Origin of the sequence: Cytobacillus sp. NCCP-133 (genome assembly GCF_026011715.1) — a bacterium.
GTDB lineage: Bacteria > Bacillota > Bacilli > Bacillales > Cytobacillaceae > Cytobacillus.
Map to the genome: position 1 here is coordinate 1 of NZ_BRVM01000027.1, position 17,596 is coordinate 17,596.

Sequence of the window (17,596 nt, forward strand, 5' to 3'; positions counted from 1 at the left end):
GCCTTTGAGGCTATATATGGCAAGGGATGGACGTATTTACTCGTTTCTGCAAACTTTATTCTAATTTAACATAGTTACAAAAACTTATTTGCAGTAAATATCTTAGGTGTTAGAAGAATGATAATAATGTTCTCTTAAAATCATAAAAAAGATTGCTGGGGGATATTGAATGTGTCTAACCGGCCCGTTAGAATCGAGTTACTAAAAATTCACTAGAGTACTAGATACATAATGCAGTAGAGGAAGTGGAGTATGACAAAACGTAATCAATCTTGGAATGAGAATAAATATAATCGGTTTGTTAAAGAAGGACGAGGACAAGGAGCAGGTAAGGAATATAAACCGTGGTTGACTATTCAGGATTTTCCTTCTATGGGGCGGGTATCAAGAATACTTGGGTGGAAGAGTGGTAGGGTACATCATTTATTTTCGGATTTGCAGGCTCGATACTTTTATATGTTGGAGTGGGAAGATGCGGTTGTGGACATACGAGAACATTTTCCCCTATTGGATCTTGAAGATACTATACAACAGAAATCAGATTTGAATTTTAAACTTTTTACAGATAAGGAAAGTGGATACCCATATACACTAAGTACTAATTTCTTAATAACAATAAATAGAGCCGATGGAGTTAATTTGTATTTAGCAAGAAGCATAAAAATGGCTTCGGAACTTGAGAAGAAAATGACATTAGAAAGATTAGAAATTGAACGCCGATATTGGACGGAAAAAGGAATAGACTGGGGAGTTGTTACGCAAAAAGAAATTTCTAATGTGGTTGCAAAAAATATTGAATGGGTGCATTCTTCCTTATTTTCATATGCTGAAAGAGGCTTTACACAGGATGAACTGATTTATTTAGGTAACGCTTTAATAGAAAGATTAATAGATGCCAAGCATTCAGTTAGAAAGATAACTGCTGATTTTGACAAGGAGTTTAATAACGATTCGGGTACAGGGTTATTTGTGTTCAAGTTCTTAATTGCTTCAAAACAGATTGGAATAGATATGACTAATCAAATTAATGTAAATCTATCCAACCCAATAATTGAAGTAAAGCCACGAATTACGCATGAGGAGGCAAAAAGAAAATGCTTGTAGTGAATAATCTTATTTCCTTTACTACGTCAGAAAACGAGAAAGTAGTTGAAAGGGTATTATGGCTTAATAAAGCACATGATTATGGGTACTTTTTTAATATTCATTCCATCTCTCTGCCCTATGAAATGAATATTTCAGAAGTAGAAGACGGACTTAACAAGGGTAGCATGGTTATTGTTGAAAAAGACCCTTTCAGACGGTTGATAAATGAAAATGATATTCCTGAAAAGCATCTGTCCTTACGTGACAATGCTTGGGAGATCATAAAGGATATCGTGAAGTTAGAACCATTTGTTTACCACTCAGCAGAAAGGAGAAAATTAATTCTAAAAATATGTGAAGTCCACAATGTTCATGAAAGTACAGTTATTCGCTACTTAAAGAAGTATTGGCAACGCGGTAAAACCAAAAATGCCCTTTTACCTGATTATTATCTCTGTGGGGGTAAGGGTAAGGAAAAGAGGGCAAGTGAAATAAAAAGAGGAAGGCCTAGAAAGCATGGACAGGTTACAGGAGAAGGAATAAATATTGATGAAAATATTAAAAAAATATTTAGGTCTGCTATAAACAAGCATTATTACTCCTCTGCTGAAAAATCACTAACTCTTACCTACGAATTAATGTTAAAAGATTATTTTAGCATGGACAGTAAAGTGAAAGGAAAAGTAGAAATACCCGTAATAAAATCCTATGGAGAGTTACCTTCACTAAATCAATTTAGATATTGGTTTGAAAAGGAAAGAGACATAAAAAAGGAAATCAGCCAAAGAAAAGGTCGAAAAAACTATGACCAAAATCATAGAGCAATTATTGGGGAGTCTACAACCGAAGCATTAGGTCCCGGTGCAGTTTATCAGATTGATGCAACGGTAGGCGACTTGTACCTGTTATCAAGATTTAATCGTGATTGGATAATTGGACGACCTGTAATTTATTCTGTAATGGATGTTTATAGCAGAATGATCGTAGGTCTATATATTGGATTGGAAGGTCCATCTTGGGCTGGTGCAATGATGGCTTTGGCTAATGCTGCCTCTGATAAAGTTAGTTTTTGTCGGGACTTCGGAATTGAGATTGAAAAACATGAGTGGCCTGCAGCACATCTTCCAGAATCTATTTTGGCTGACCGAGGAGAATTAGAGGGAAGTAAAGTTGAGCCCCTAATTAATAACTTCGGAATAAAAATTCTAAATACACCCTCTTACAGGGCTGATTTAAAGGGAATAATTGAACAGCATTTCCGAGTGACCAATACAAGAACGAAGGCTTTTCTGCCGGGTTCAGTAAAGCCTGTTAAAGAACGTGGGGATCGTGATTACCGTTTGGAAGCACAATTGGATATTTACCAGTTTACTCAAGTGATTATTAAATGTGTTTTATATCATAATAATCAACATTATCTTACAAACTATCAGCGTGAAGAAATGATGGTGGAGGACGGCATAGAGTCTATTCCAATACAACTTTGGGAATGGGGGATAAACAACAAATCTGGAAAGTTACGTCATGCTTCAGAAGATATTGTAAAACTTAATCTCATGCCAACGGGCAAGGCTACTGTAACTGCAAAAGGGATTGCGTATAAAGGGTTACTATATGGTTCAAAACAGTCCTTAAAGGAAAGGTGGTTTGAAAAAGCACGGAATCGGGGGACTTGGAAAATTGAAATAAGTTATGATCCAAGAAATATGGATTATATATATTTACGGGCTGAAGATGGTTTGAGTTTTGATAAATGTTTTTTATTGGAACATCAACAACGTTATAAGGGCAAGGTAGTTGAAGAAGTCGATTATTTGCTAGAATACGAGAAACTGAAAGAAAGGCAACACAAGGAGAAGACAATACAGTCAAAAGTTGATTTAAATACTGAAATCGAGGAAATTGTAAATCAGGCTAAACAGAAAACATCTCAAAATCAAACGAATCAAACCAGTAATAGAAGCAAGATTGGAAGCATACGAGAAAACCGTACTGTTGAAAAAATGATTCAACGTGAAGAAGAGGCCTTTGAATTAAATAAAAGTAATATAGAAAACTCAGAGGTTGTTCCTTTTAATCAATCTGAAAGTATGAGGGATACAGGGTATGATTTGTTGTTGAGAAAGCAGAAGGAGGCTTTAAATAAAAAAGATGAATAGAGTCATCATTCCAAATGGTTGTGATGCTGTTGTCGCTGAATACGGGGAACAGGTTATTGAGGAATATAGAGGGAATCCCTTCATTGAAGCACTTCCCTCTATCCTTTCTACAGAGGAAGCCATTGAAAAAATGGCTATATATGCCGAATACAATTCAAAAGCAAGAATGCTAGATAAACATTATCGCATTCATTTGGTACAAAGATTATTCCAATGTTTTCAGCCGTTATGGATACACTTGGATTTGGAAAGTAGAATTTCCAGAGTTATTCGGCAGGGATATTTGGCAAGAAATCCTTTTCGAACCGGATATGCACAGGGCTTGCAGGAAGGGCATCGAAATATCAACGGATTGCAAAGTGAATTAAGCAATAATAGTGTTTTTAGAACAACAGCAGCAGGATTTACGATAATCGGTGTAAGTGGCATGGGAAAAACAACGGCTTTAAATAGGATTTTATCTTTATACCCTCAAGTCATTGTTCATAAAGACTATAATGGAGTAAATTTCAGTATGTATCAACTTGTATGGCTTAAACTTGATTGCCCATTTGATTCTTCCTTGAGAGGACTAGCCTTGGAATTTTTCCGTAAGGTAGACGATTTATTAGGAACAGAGTATCATAAAAAATTTGGCCTAGGTAGAAAAACTATAAATGATATGTTGGTGATTATGTCTCAAATAGCGAGAAACACAGGGCTGGGCGTTTTAGTTATAGACGAGATTCAGCATTTAAGTAAAGCCAAAAGTGGTGGGGATCAGAAGATGCTGAACTTTTTTGTAACACTAGTTAATACAATTGGAGTTCCAGTTATTTTAGTAGGAACACCCGCTGGATTGTCTATTTTGCAAAGCGAATTTAGACAGGCAAGACGGGGAAGTGGTCAAGGGGATATGATTTGGGATAGGTTGAAAAACGACCAAAACTGGGATTTATTGATTAATGCTCTTTGGGGCTATCAATGGACAAGAAAACAGATTCCTTTAACGGATGATTTTAAAAATATCCTGTATGAGGAAAGCCAAGGTATTATTGATATCGCTGTAAAACTTTATGCCATGGCTCAAATTGAGGCCATTATGATGGAAAGAGAAGAAATAATGCCAGAAACAATTAGTCAGGTGGCTAGTAAGCATTTGCAACTTGTTAGGCCAATGATTCAGGCTTTGAAGTCGGGCAACATTAGTAAGATTGCAAAGTTTGAAGATATCAGTACAGTGGACGTAGATTTTTTAGGATTTATGGAAAAAGAAAGGGCTTCTGTTGATTTGCAAATGAAGATGGAGGCAATAAAAAGAACACAAAAGAAAAAAGAACAAGAAATGAGTATTTCAATAAAAGAAAAGGCAATTTTGAAACTTATAGAATTGGATTTTGAACCTACCGAGGTTCAAAAGGTTGTAGAAGAAATTACTGAAAAAGAGGCGAATTTGGATATCAACGAACTGGTTGTTAAGACCATACAGGGTATATCCGCTTCAACTAAACGAAATAAAAAACGAAAGAAAGAAGAATCTTCTGTAGAGAATGATATAAGGACCTTAGTTGTTGAATGTCGTAAGGAAAACAAAACAGCCTATGAAGGTCTTGGTAATGGGGGTTTTATCAAGAGTTATGAATACGATTTCGGTCAGACAGGGTGATGTGAAATGATGACCTTCTTTCCAGTACCGTATAAAGATGAACTTTTATATAGCGTTTTGGCGAGATACCACGTTCGTAGTGGAAACGTCAGTATTAAAGCCACACAAAAGGATATATACGGTACGGACAGTATTACAGCAATAATGGACTTGCCTTCTCATATCTATCGTATTATGGAAAACCTTCCTGTTGGCCATCATTATACGCCAGAATACTTAATTGCAAATCATACACTGTATCCATTCTACGCTGCTTTCCTGTCTTCTGAACATGCTGCTAAAGTTAAGGAATCTATGATTGGGGACAAGGGGGGCAGTATTTACAATAGAATTGGTTTGATGGCAAGTTCAGTTAAGTTTAATCAGTACTTTAAATTTTGCCCCAAATGTGCCGATGAGGAGATGTATAATCTTGGAGAAATGTATTGGCATAGAATTCATCAAATACCGGGAGTTCTTGTTTGTCCAGAGCATAACACCCCGCTTTATGATAGCCAAGTCCCTGTTAGGGGTTATAACAAACATGATTATAGATTAGCCACTCCAGAAACTTGCAAAATAAATTACCCTAAGTTAAATTACCCTGACAATATCATGGATAAGGCAATCAATATTGCACAGGATATTGATTATCTGTTAAATAACAAAATGGAAAATAAATCATTAAAGTGGTTTAAAGGACAGTATATCAATAGGCTAAAAGAACTTGGGATTGCAAATATAAACGGTAGGATAAAACAAAAGGAGTTGTTAGAATCATTCGTGAATTTCTATGGTCATAGATTTTTAAAAATGGTTCAATCCGACATTGATTTCAATAGTAATAGTAATTGGCTATATGAAATGATTCGGAGAAACAATAAATCAAGCCATCCTATCAGACATCTTTTATTTACACATTTTTTGGGGATTTCTCCTTCACATATTTTTAATAAAAAAATTGAGTACAAGCCCTTTGGAGAGAGACCATGGCCATGTTTGAATTCTGCTGCTAGCCATTATTTAAAACCTGTGATTAACGATATGGAATTAAAGTATGGTGCAGATAGTAAAAGTCCTATTGGTGTTTTTATATGTGATTGCGGCTTTGTTTACCTCAGAACGGGCCCTGATCGTGAAGAAAAAGACAGATATAAAATAACAAAGATTAAGCATTTTGGCTCTGTATGGGAAAACAAATTAAAGAAACTTACTAATCAAAGACTAAGTTTAAGGGAAACGGCAAGGCAATTGGCTGTAGACCCAGCCACAGTCAAAAAATATGCGAAGAAATTAGATTTGAAAACATACTGGTTAAAAAGAGGTGGGGAAGATCAAAAAATTGTAAATATCAATGAGGAAGATTCTTCTGTTGAGAAGAAAGAAAGTTTCAGAAGAGAATGGCTGAATTTAATAAAACAGTATCCGCACAGCAGTAAAACAGAATTACGCCAACTTAACAATAGAGTGTTTACATGGCTGTACCGAAATGATAGGAACTGGTTGAATCGAAACTCCCCTAAAATAAAATCAACAGTCAACGATAATCATAGGGTTGACTGGGAGCAACGGGACGAGGAAATTTACGAAAATGTAAGAATTGCAGTCAATGATATGTTGACTGTCGGGAAGCCCGTACGTATTACGATAAGTTCAGTAGGTAGTAGAATTGGAATTAGACCATTATTGGAAAAACACCTTGATAAACTACCAATGACAAAAGCGTATTTGAATGACAAAACTGAGAGTATTAAGGATTTTCAAATTAGAAGGTTACAATGGGCAGTACAAGAGTTAGAGAAAGACGGTCAGGATTTATCTTTATGGAGAATATATCGAAAGGCGGGGATTAGGGAAAACTTCCAGAAAGACCTTCAGGAAGAAGCAATAAAATTAATTATTGAGAAGAATAACTTGTGCCTATGGGTTCGTTAAATAGGTATATATCGCTTTAATTTTTCATGGTTAGGTTAGTAAATTTTATAACAGTAAGAAAGAAGAGTAAGACTAGGAAGTAATTTTCTATCTTGCTCTTTTTTATTATTAGTTAATCAAAAATTACTTCATCCGTTCTGATATATAGTAATTCTAAATATCTTATTGCAATAGTCTATTTAGTATTAAATCACTGAAAAATGTAGGGGGAATTGGCTCTATAATTTTAGTTAAGGGTTTCCTTATATGATTGTATAGGATTAAAAATAACCCCCTTTTAAATGGCGTTTCCTGATAAAAATAGATATTGATAATAAGATATTTAATTTCACTATTTTCACGATTTAATATAATAGCCAAATGAAAATATCCCATCAAGAATTTCTATTTATATCGATATTGTCTTTTGGAATTTATGATACAACTAACTTAGTGAACAAATTGATAAAAAAAGTAACCAGTTCCGTTCCTAATACGGAGTTATTTTCCACATTAAAAAAAGGAGGTGGAGGACGTTTAATTGTACATTAGGGGAATACGGGAACGAACGTACAGTTACACGATGGGAAGGTGAACACCCGTGTAAACGGCCAGAAAAGGAGGATGATATATTATGAAAGAAATTAAAATAAAGGATAGTAAAGATTTCATTTTAGAATACATTCATGGAGTCCATGGACAAAAAATTGTAATTACTGAGGAGGGAAGATGCTATCGGGTAGGTTTGAATACTGTTTCAGGAGTAGATGAATATGATTTCCCATTAAATCAATTCAATGAACTGTCCCCGTTCCAACTATATAAACACCTTGAAGATAATGGTTTTTCCATAACTATTTTTGATGAAAACGAGGGTGACATTTTAATTCAAGCAGAAAAAGTAGGATTCAGGGATTTATTTGATAACGAAGAGGAACTTTTAAAGTATATAAAATGGGATTTAGTTGATTATGTAGATGAATATACATACATTGAGGAAGATGATGAGGAAGAATATCAGGATTTCAAAGATGTTTTATTAGATGCTTTGAGTAAAGAAGAAATCCAGAAACTATTAAAAAACTATACAGACCTAAATGATAAATATGATATTGAAGATAAAATTGATAATTTCATGCTCGTTATTTAATTTGCTAAGAATACTAGAAAGTAAAAATGGTTTAGAACGATGGATAGGTATAAATACCTATTTCTTTTCTGCTAGAAATAACTAAAAAATAAACCCGGCATAAAGGTCTTAAAGGGTTGAAATATTGCTGGAAAATCAATTTTAAGCAATTTGTAAATTCATTTCAAAAATCAAGGTTTTTCCTTCATTATCTGGAAGAGTCGTCATGTATAAATTTTCATAAGATAATGGAGGAGATACACTTGCAGCAAACAAATCACTCAAGAAAACCAATGGAAAATGAAATTGTTGAATTCCATCACGAAGATTATCAATTTATTATTACACGCTTTAAAAAAATCAACTGGAAGCAGTACAAGGGGTTCGCTCAATATCAGTACTTTTTATTTGTGTTCGACAAAAGGCTAGCAAAGGTTAATAAAGAGAATTCTTTAACCGAAGTTTTCAATACAGAGATTAGAGACAATGTTTTTGCAACCTTTGAAGGTCTTAAGCAAAATATAGATGCCATTTTGAGCGAGTACATTCTAGTTGATGATGCGATTTTCGAGTGTCTAAAACTGGCTGAAAAATTGAATCCTATTTATTTGAAAGAAGACGAGGAGTGAAATCCTTGTCTTTTTAATTGATTAAATTCCCGAATGTGTTGATAAAATTCTTGTTCTAAAAATGCAGTAATAATCGACTTAATCTTGAAGTAAAGGGTAAAGGAGGTGGTAATATTGCTTAAATTAAGTGTAGAAGAATTAGTAGAAATTAATGATTTTTATAATAGTGCATCAAGGGTAACTATAACATATGCAACAGGCAATACGGTGCTATTAGAACTTCATACTGGTGGTGATTTAGAAGAATTCATTCTTAACAGGAGGGATTTGATAATGGTTCTTAGAAACTTTTACGTTGAGGATATTTGTGACATTGTCCATTCAGGAGTTTATGGTTTTATTGATGTAAAAGTAGATAAGTCAAGTGAACACTATCCTGTGCAAATCTCTGTTGAAGATGGACATAAGTATTACTGTAATTTAGAGGAACTTAATTATATCTACAGCATAATTGATTACCAAAAAGAAATGTTAAGTAAATATTAGGTGAATAGCAAAAATTGTAGATATAAATGATGAACTAAAGACAGATTAGAATGATCTCATGGGAGAAATATCTATAAACATAGTTGACTAAAAGATCCCGCTCCTCTGGTATCAACCTTATACTACAAATTACTAAATACTATTATCGTAAAAAAAGATAGGTAAATAACCTGTCTTTTTTGCGTTATATTAGGAATATAATCCTTTAAAAATTATTCTTTTAAATGGCTCTAGAATCACTTTTGAACATGATTAAGTGATGGATATTGCGTCCTAAATAAAACGCTTAAAATGATTGATATTTTTTCCTTTAGAAATTAAAATTCACTGATTCATTATATTTAAGACAACAAAGAAATTCATAATATTTTTTTGCCAGAATATTTATTATGTGGTCTCTTCGCTGAGTCATAAAAATTCTCCTTTTCGAGGTTATAAAAAGATTTTTATTTAATTATAAAGTAAAATTTTAGTTGTGACTTCTAATTAGGTTATTGTTTATACTTCAAATTAATAATATTTCCTGTTATATTATGGAAACATCCTACTAAAAAAGGTGATTATAAAATGGTATTAAGCGAGAACTTTTTTGAACGGTTAAGGGGTATTGTTAGTTACTCATGGAAAATATTTTCTCAAAAAGTTGGAAGTGGGTTAATAAAAATTAATAAAGAGGCATCAATGCAATTAAAGTATGCATATATTCTGCAACAATTCATACCGCTAATTATTTTTAATGAAAGACAGAAAATAGAAATAGAATTGGAGTCAACATGCTTTGTTAATGGTAAAACAAAAGAAATAGATATATTAATAAAAGGTACTGATTTGGATTTGTCAACGTATACAATTGCAATAGAGTTGAAATGCTACAAAGAATTTGCCTCTTCAGGAAGACCAAGAGGAGCACATGATATTTTTATGAAAGATGTTTATTATGATCTATTTTTACTTGAACAATATTGCAGTCAAAATATTGCTGATATAGGTATAAGTTTAGTTATGTCTAATTACAGAACATCAGTTTATCCTTTAAATAAGAATGCAAAGTGTTGGGCTTATGATATATCTGATGGCACAAGAATAAATTCAGGTGCCAACTTTTCAACGCCTGTTGGAGGGTATGGTATTGATTTTACCCTTAATAAAGATTACTTTTTCAACTGGGATTCATATGGTGACTATTGGTTTACTGAACTAATTGGAACCTAAACTCTAATGTAAAGAACTAAACTGTATTTCAATACCTTTCATATCTAGAAAAGGTATAAAGCAGATTAAAGATTCGAAGAAAGAGTGAAAATATGTCTATTTACCAAAATATATTTCATTACTATAGGGGACAGACTAAAAACAGTTCCGAAGAGACACATATACTTCAGGTTGAAAATAATGTAACAAAAGCATTTTTAAATGTATTACAACATTCATCTCCTGAGTTGACTACATCTTTTATAAAGATGTTAGGGATTGAAGGCGCTTATATGGAGAATTATGAATACCGTTATCAATTAAGTTCAGCACTCTCAAATGTTTCATCAATTGCTGCAGTAGTCGGAATTGCAGAAAGTAACATATTAAAGGCAGGAGCGTCTAAGAAATATGGTATACCTGATGGAGCAATAATCTCTGATAGTGTTTCTCTATTGATTGAAAACAAAATAGGTTTTAACTCATATTTAGAACAAGAGCAATTAAATAGGCATAAAAAGAACTTTGCAAATGAACAAATAGTAAAAAATAAACCAATAATCATAACGTGGAAAGAAATTAGGAACTTCTTTAAGAAGCAAAGTCAATGCTTTGAAAGGAAAAATGATTTAGTTACCTGCTTTTTATTATTTCAGTTTGAGGAGTTTTGTAACATTAATAGTATAGGTGACAAGCAAAAGTCAAAAGAATATTTTTTTTTGAAGTTTGAGAAATCAAAAGCAAGAGAACTTGCAAGAAAAATAGATGCTTATATTTGGGCTAATGAAGAATTTAATGTTGTAGATGCAGGGACAAGTAATGGAATAGGCTACAAAAGGGTGGGGAAAACAAAGTTTGCTACTCTAACAACTGCAAGACAAAGATGTTTAATACTCCATATTGGAGAGAAGGATTTAAGGTTAGGTTTAGAAATTCAAGACAAGATAGATAAAGAAATAGGTATTAAATATCCAAGAAAGGATTATGAATATACAAAGTATCCACATGAAGCATATATACGTCTTGAGTGGGTAAAGAACTTCTGTCAAATTGAGCCATACATTAATCTTGCATATAAATATAGAGAATGAATCCCTCTAATTAGATTTAGAGGGATTATAGTATTATATGTTATATTTTTCTTTCCGCATGATAAAGGCCATACTTCCGCCTTCTAATGTATTTACAACTGCTTCTTTTACGTAGTTATTATCAACTGAACCTAAACACTCTTCATTGACGCAGCCTGTACCTTCGTTTTCTTCCATTACACCAATTAGTTCCGCATCTCCAAAAACAGGAAGATTAGCATTATGAGTTGCAAATAAAAATTGTCTATTAATTTTTAGTTCCCTTAAACCTTTTACTAAATTATTTGCAATATATGCATTATCCAGATTATCTTCTGGTTGGTCTACAATTAAAGGATCTTCATTTTCTAACATAAGTATATTTAACACTGCTGTACATTGTTGTCCTTTTGATAATTTATCTAAAGACTTATATTTTTCCTCTTTACCTGAGGATACATTGAGTTGTATGTCAATAATATTTGGTAAATCAATAATCTCCAATTCTAAAATCCGTTCTTTGCTCATTGCTGATATAATTTCTGCTCTATTTTGCTGTAAACCATATGACTTGTAAGCGTTATATAAAGCATCTTTACCATTTTTGACATTTTCTATAAAACTAGTTATATCAAAAGTTTCTATCTCTTCAAGCCACTTCAGCCCCTGAACTCCGAGACCTTTTTCTTGTGCTAAGAAGTTTATTAAAAAATCTCGATTTTTCTTAGGATATATTTCTATTTTAACTTTACCCTGTAACTTTTTATTGTTGATTTTTTTTACTGCTTTTCTAAGCGTGTCAAGTTCTGTATCTTTTATAACATTTAATTGTTCTCTTAAGTTATCCCTTTCATATTCTAAATCACTAATTTCCTGTTCTAATAGCGAGAGTTCTTGAGTAAGAGGTTCTATGCTCGCTATTTGTTCCAAAGTATTGGAATATTCTTTCGCAATATCTTGACCATTCTGTCCATTTAGATCCCCTAATGATTTTATTGCTTTTTTAATTTCAACTTCAGCACCTTGTTTTTCAACTAGCCATTTCTCACTTAAAGAATCAAGGGCAGTTAAAGTAGATAATTTTATGTCAGTGTATTGGGCTAGAAGGTGCTCAATCCGCTCGTTGAAATCATTAATTTCCCGCTTCAAATCTTTAAAAATACTACCATTTTTGGTCTTTTCAATAAACTCATCATTAAAAGGGATTGCTGCTTTTTGAATCTGAAGAGAATGTTTTTTTATATTTTCTTTACAAGTTAGGATATATCTCTCTTCAGTTGTTATTTGTCCTTGAATATTCAATTTTTGTGATATACCAAGTTCGTCGTAGGTTCTTTGTTTTTCCTTTAAACTCGGTAGTTTATTTATCTTGGAAGATAGTTCATCAAATCGTTCTAATTTTTCTAAAAGGAGAGATGCATTTTTCCTTAAACTACCTTTTTTCTCCTCTTTAGCCTGTTCAAAACTGTTATGCTTACCCAAAAAGCGATTTAAAATTTGTAATTTTGCATTTTCACTGTCAGTTATCTCAACAACTTCGTTTTGGCTATATATCTCAATGTTAGGAAGAATGTCATGTATTTCTAGTTTTGACTTTGTACCATCAAGATTCATAATAGCGATAGGACTGTTGAACCGTTTAATTATTTTAAACTGTTTACCAAATTGCTTATGTGAGGTTACCAAAAGTTCTACTCTACCACCCGCACCAAGATTTGCCTCTATAATATTATCAAATGTCTTTTTGGCGTCTTTTCCTTTAGGTTTTTGGTCTAGTGCGTATCTAATTAATTCAATCAATGTGGATTTACCAGTACCGCGTCCACCAATAATGGTATTTAAATTAGGTGATAATTTTATCTCAAAATCATCGAGATAACCCCCAAAAATATTTATTTGATCAATTGAAGTTTGATGAACCTCATTTAAATCAGAAGTAAGTCTTACTCTTGCTTCAGGATCTTGAAAGGCTAATTTAAAAGATTTGAAATTTGGTTCAGACATTTTAACCAGACAACTTGCAGTCTCTATTAATATATCTTCAGGTTTACTTACGTCTTTTGCATTTATCAAAGCAAAGGATGTGTCTTTTTTGTAGTTGGGGTCTTTATTCTTTAAAATATTAATAAATTTGTCTTCTACTTCATGACGTTTTGCTGGAATTTGTGCCGCTTTTAAAAATCTAGATTGCCAAATAGGGTATTGATGAAGTTTCAATACGCCATTATCTTGTGTTACATGGGCGGCATACCAAAAACCACCCAATTCTTCTATCTTTTGTGCAATTTGGATAAAACTTAATTTACTTGGTGAAATACCGTCGTTTGTATCAGTAAGTTCTAAGGAGCCAAGATACCTTTCTAATTGGAGTTCATTCGTACTTTCATCAAACAGGCATACAATATGTACTCTCTCTGAAGTGGAGATTTCAAAACCGGGAAAAACGACAATATCTCTTTCTTGTAGGTAATTTCTGAGAGACTTTGAATTTTGAACATCACCGTGATTAGCAAGTCCAACAACCTTAATGCCTTCTTTAATACAATTTTCGTAAATACTGTGATTATATTCTTCTTCAGTAAAGGAATGTTCTTTCCCTCTATATTTAATATAATCAAAAGGATTTACTTGTAATGCACACTTGTAAAATTTCGCAAAATAACTATTCACATAAAACCCTCCTAATAGACTTATAGGAAAATTATAACAGGCACCGACTATATTCGACATTATTATATTGATAATTAAAAAGGATATATAGTACAGTTAAAGAATAATAAATTCGAGTATAAATATATGTCTATTATGCTTTTTACATTGATTAGTGATAACTATATTTGAATATCACATATTTATAACTTGGATTGCTTTTGTCATTAGTGGTCTATGCAGAATTTTGACTGCTAAAAATTGTACAAAAATTTGAAATATTAATCAGGATAGTATGGATTTTAGTAAGTACGTGAGGGTGGGGAATAATGACAAATTTAATACTAACTAAAATAAAAAATGATATAGAAGAATCTGTTGATAGGTATAAATCAATATTAGCAATTCCAAGAAAGAATGACACTTTAGTTGAGGATATAGAGGCAATCTTACTAATAGTAAAAGAGCATGAAGAAATTAATCATGAACAATTAACAACTATAATAATGGAAACTTTTGGAGTTTCCTTTAATACAGCATTTAACGTTAGACCTATATTAGAAAGAGCAAATCTACTAAGGCAAAGTAATAAGATAGTTAAATTGACTAATATGAGTGAAAATTACCTGCAAACTAAAGATATAAGTTATTTATCTAAAGGTTTTATTTATAGTTACTTTGGATTTTTAGAACTTTTATACCTAATTCATAAGAATGCGCCAAAATATAATAAAGATTTATTTAATGAATGGGTAGCCCTATATGAAGAAAGATATGGAAAGAGAGCAAAACATACAAATAGAGTTCAAATGAGTAGAATTAATGTATATCTTGTTGGTTTTAACTTAATTAATAAGAGTGAAGGAAAACTTGTAGTAAATTCTGAGGCATTTTCAAAATTAGATAAAATAGGTGATTGGTAAAATGTTTTATTTCACAATTAGATTTCCTTCTATTTTAGAACTTTAATTAAAAGCCTTTTTTGTGAGGGCTTTGTCTTTTTTTATTTAATTTTTGGAAAGAGAATTAACAAAAGACGAAGCCTGTCCCGAATATGCATAAAATGGGCTTTAAAATAGCCCTAGAATCAATTTTAAATTACATAACACACATTTAGGTGCTGGCTTAATAAAACTTTGCAAAATAGAGCCTTTAGGTAGGTTTAAAATGGGTTATGAACTATGGGATCTCAGTATCAAAAAGAAATTAAGACTATTCCCAGAACAGAGAATAGTCATTTATTAAAACCAATTATCGTGTTTATTATTGTTTTTTTCAGAGTCCCTTTTCTCAAACCCATTTCTTAGATAGTTGTCTAAGAGTAAAAACGAACTCCCAAGTTCATTGAGACTTAAGTATAGTCGATAAGATGCTACTTCCCCAGAAAGAATAGCATAAGGTCTAATATCAGTGCGTTCCTGTTTCCACTCTTGTATATCTCCAAATACTATGTACTCTCCTTCTTCCTTATCCCAAACAGCATTATCGGCAAGTAATTCTGCTTCATCATATTCTTCATAAAAATCTTCATCAACTGAGAAATTTGCCCAAGGAAACAATTCTGGAAATACATCTTCATAACTTTCGAAAGGGAAGAATACCATTGGCCAGTTCAGGACAACTTTCTCATATTCCGTATCTGATTCTATAACTTTCAAAACTAAGGATCCTCTCCCAGATGTTTTGTTTATCCATTCGTCTGATTCCAAAATTACTTTATTTCCATTCATTAGTTCCTCCATCCAAGTTCTTGATAGAACTAATGAATTTAAGCGTCTTTCATAATCTGTGGTATTCTCGGCAATATATTTTAGACTAGATAAGGACTCTTGATTTATTATTTGTTCCTTTGGAACAGTGACTTTCCAACTAGTGTCTGAGATTAATTCTACAGTATCTTTATTAATTTGTTCCCAATAGCAAGTATCATTTTCAAGGTCACACAATATCAAAATAACAGGTAATGAATGGTTGTTCCAATAGTTGTAATGTTCTATTTTACCTCTAAATACAAACCCTGTACTTATTTCCTCTTTCAAATAACTTTTTCCTGCTTTTATCTGAATAGCGACAAGTCTTCCAGTTACATATTCATCGTCAACGATTTCCATATGACCGTCAATTCCATAATCTTGTGTAGGCTGCTCTCTAAATATCCAGCCCAACTCCTCTATAACCTTTCTCTCTACTAAATTTACTCCTTTGCTTCCTTTATTACCATCAAACCTTGGAAATCCCATGACTACCTCCATAAGTTCTTTATATCAAAAAAGGATTCATCTTTTTAAAAGTATAACATCATGGCTTTTATGAAGCATGCCATTAACATTCTCTAAAATTCGACAGAAAAAAACGTTTAATTGCCTTCTAGTTGATGATATAATCGAAATAGTAAAAATAGAACGATGCGGTGATGCGTAAATGGGGTGGGGAAATGAACCAACAAATACGTACTAAAGAATTATTAGAACAATTTAATCTAACAAGGCAAACACTCTACAATTGGGTGAAAATTGGAGATATTTCTGCCCCTAAGAAAGATTGGAGAGGCTGGAGAATGTGGACTGAACAACACGTAAGTGAAATAACAAATGTAATTAGAAAAAAAGAGAAGCAACTGTCTCTACCAATTGAAAATGATATAAAATTGAATATCAAAAATCGTAGATATTTAGGCAGTAAATATAAATTATTAGAATTCATATGGAAGGTTGTTAATGAGAATTGTATAAATGTAAACACTGTGGCAGATATTTTTGGTGGAACAGGTGTAGTTGCTGATAGATTTAACATTGCCGGCAAAAACATAATTGTTAATGATATTTTGTACTCAAATCACTTAGCATATTGGACATGGTTTAGTGACGAAAAAATTGATTATAAAAAGATACAGAGTATAATTAAACAATTTAATGACGCTGAGCCTACTGAAGATAACTATGTATCAAAACATTATGGTGGTACTTATTTTTCAGAATATAATGCTAAAAAAATAGGCTATATTAGGGAAGAAATTGAGAGATTATCAGAGGAAATTAATTTTCGTGAAAAAGCAACCCTTATTACTTCATTGCTCTATGCTATGGATAAAGTTGCTAATACAGTGGGGCATTATGACGCTTATAGAAGAAAATTAGATTCTTTGAAAGAAATTAAACTTTTAGTACCAAAATTTAATGATCATTATAATAAAGGAAATAGAATATTTAACGAGGATGCGAACCAATTAGTTAGAAAAATAAGTGCAGACTTGATTTATATAGACACTCCTTATAACTCACGTCAATATGGAGATGCTTATCACCTCCTAGAGAATATCGCAGAATGGAAGAAACCTGAAGTTTCAGGAGTTGCCAAAAAAATGATAAACCGTTCTCATATTAAGAGTGATTATTGTACTATGAAGGCTACTCAGGCTTTTGAAGACTTAATTTCGAATATCTCTGGTAAGTATATTCTTGTTTCTTATAACAATATGGCACAAAAAGGTGTTGGCCGTTCAAATGCAAAAATTTCTGCTGAAGAAATAGTAGAGATTCTAGAAACCAGAGGTAAGGTGAGTATTTTTGATACGGATTTCCAAGCCTATACTACTGGAAAAACAAACATTGAAGATCATAAGGAAATACTGTATCTTTGTGAAATAAGCAGGTGATAAA

General features: G+C 32.4%; 13 protein-coding genes. 11 read left to right on the forward strand and 2 right to left on the reverse strand.

Annotated elements, in window-relative coordinates:
* Nucleotides 1–252: 252 nt before the first annotated feature.
* From NCCP133_RS19890 to NCCP133_RS19930, 9 genes are all read left to right on the forward strand, one after another.
* Complete coding sequence (locus tag NCCP133_RS19890; RefSeq protein WP_071396672.1) at nt 253–1,104, forward strand: heteromeric transposase endonuclease subunit TnsA; 852 nt, start codon at nt 253–255, stop codon at nt 1,102–1,104.
* Entirely contained in the window at nt 1,095–3,245 is a 2,151-nt protein-coding gene (locus NCCP133_RS19895; RefSeq protein ID WP_071396671.1) for a Mu transposase C-terminal domain-containing protein, read from the forward strand. The genes NCCP133_RS19890 and NCCP133_RS19895 overlap by 10 nt, the downstream gene beginning before the upstream one ends.
* Nucleotides 3,238–4,890 carry an ATP-binding protein gene (locus NCCP133_RS19900; RefSeq protein ID WP_071396670.1) on the forward strand — a complete coding sequence of 551 codons (1,653 nt, stop codon included), beginning with the start codon at nt 3,238–3,240 and terminating at the stop codon, nt 4,888–4,890. Before NCCP133_RS19895 ends, NCCP133_RS19900 begins: the two co-directional genes overlap by 8 nt.
* Before the next feature lie 6 nt (nt 4,891–4,896).
* Nucleotides 4,897–6,804, forward strand: a complete 1,908-nt coding sequence (locus tag NCCP133_RS19905) for a TnsD family Tn7-like transposition protein (RefSeq protein ID WP_106495395.1) — start codon at nt 4,897–4,899, stop codon at nt 6,802–6,804.
* Between the two features lie 613 nt (nt 6,805–7,417).
* A complete protein-coding gene (locus NCCP133_RS19910; protein WP_071396668.1) occupies nt 7,418–7,933 on the forward strand; it encodes a hypothetical protein in 516 nt (171 codons plus the stop codon).
* A gap of 242 nt (nt 7,934–8,175) precedes the next feature.
* Entirely contained in the window at nt 8,176–8,541 is a 366-nt protein-coding gene (locus NCCP133_RS19915; RefSeq protein WP_071396667.1) for a hypothetical protein, read from the forward strand.
* Nucleotides 8,542–8,655: 114 nt separating this feature from the next.
* On the forward strand, nt 8,656–9,027 hold the full coding sequence (locus NCCP133_RS19920; protein ID WP_071396666.1) for a hypothetical protein: 372 nt from the start codon (nt 8,656–8,658) through the stop codon (nt 9,025–9,027).
* 567 nt (nt 9,028–9,594) lie between these two features.
* Complete coding sequence (locus NCCP133_RS19925; protein WP_071396665.1) at nt 9,595–10,239, forward strand: hypothetical protein; 645 nt, start codon at nt 9,595–9,597, stop codon at nt 10,237–10,239.
* A gap of 92 nt (nt 10,240–10,331) precedes the next feature.
* Entirely contained in the window at nt 10,332–11,309 is a 978-nt protein-coding gene (locus NCCP133_RS19930) for a hypothetical protein (RefSeq protein WP_106495392.1), read from the forward strand.
* 33 nt (nt 11,310–11,342) lie between these two features.
* Here the strand turns inward: NCCP133_RS19930 and NCCP133_RS19935 are convergent, their stop codons facing one another.
* Nucleotides 11,343–13,958: a TrlF family AAA-like ATPase gene (locus tag NCCP133_RS19935; RefSeq protein ID WP_071396664.1), complete on the reverse strand. Its 2,616-nt coding sequence runs from the start codon at nt 13,956–13,958 to the stop codon at nt 11,343–11,345.
* A 308-nt stretch (nt 13,959–14,266) separates the two neighbouring features.
* Here NCCP133_RS19935 and NCCP133_RS19940 point away from each other — a divergent pair, with 308 nt between their 5' ends.
* Nucleotides 14,267–14,860, forward strand: coding sequence for a hypothetical protein (locus tag NCCP133_RS19940; RefSeq protein WP_071396663.1), 594 nt, complete (start codon nt 14,267–14,269; stop codon nt 14,858–14,860).
* A gap of 318 nt (nt 14,861–15,178) precedes the next feature.
* Here the strand turns inward: NCCP133_RS19940 and NCCP133_RS19945 are convergent, their stop codons facing one another.
* Nucleotides 15,179–16,177, reverse strand: a complete 999-nt coding sequence (locus NCCP133_RS19945) for a DUF4365 domain-containing protein (protein WP_071396662.1) — start codon at nt 16,175–16,177, stop codon at nt 15,179–15,181.
* Nucleotides 16,178–16,371: 194 nt separating this feature from the next.
* On the opposite strand from NCCP133_RS19945, the gene NCCP133_RS19950 reads away from it, so the two are divergent.
* On the forward strand, nt 16,372–17,592 hold the full coding sequence (locus NCCP133_RS19950) for a DNA adenine methylase (protein WP_234978445.1): 1,221 nt from the start codon (nt 16,372–16,374) through the stop codon (nt 17,590–17,592).
* Nucleotides 17,593–17,596 lie beyond the last annotated feature (4 nt).

Bases quoted from the DNA above. Each gene is read 5' to 3' on its own strand.
- NCCP133_RS19950 (WP_234978445.1), top strand. From the start codon at position 16,372: ATGAACCAACAAATACGTACTAAAGAATTATTAGAACAATTTAATCTA.
- NCCP133_RS19900 (WP_071396670.1), top strand. From the start codon at position 3,238: ATGAATAGAGTCATCATTCCAAATGGTTGTGATGCTGTTGTCGCTGAA.
- NCCP133_RS19945 (WP_071396662.1), bottom strand. From the start codon at position 16,177: ATGGGATTTCCAAGGTTTGATGGTAATAAAGGAAGCAAAGGAGTAAAT.
- NCCP133_RS19905 (WP_106495395.1), top strand. From the start codon at position 4,897: ATGATGACCTTCTTTCCAGTACCGTATAAAGATGAACTTTTATATAGC.
- NCCP133_RS19910 (WP_071396668.1), top strand. From the start codon at position 7,418: ATGAAAGAAATTAAAATAAAGGATAGTAAAGATTTCATTTTAGAATAC.
- NCCP133_RS19895 (WP_071396671.1), top strand. From the start codon at position 1,095: ATGCTTGTAGTGAATAATCTTATTTCCTTTACTACGTCAGAAAACGAG.
- NCCP133_RS19925 (WP_071396665.1), top strand. From the start codon at position 9,595: ATGGTATTAAGCGAGAACTTTTTTGAACGGTTAAGGGGTATTGTTAGT.
- NCCP133_RS19940 (WP_071396663.1), top strand. From the start codon at position 14,267: ATGACAAATTTAATACTAACTAAAATAAAAAATGATATAGAAGAATCT.
- NCCP133_RS19890 (WP_071396672.1), top strand. From the start codon at position 253: ATGACAAAACGTAATCAATCTTGGAATGAGAATAAATATAATCGGTTT.
- NCCP133_RS19930 (WP_106495392.1), top strand. From the start codon at position 10,332: ATGTCTATTTACCAAAATATATTTCATTACTATAGGGGACAGACTAAA.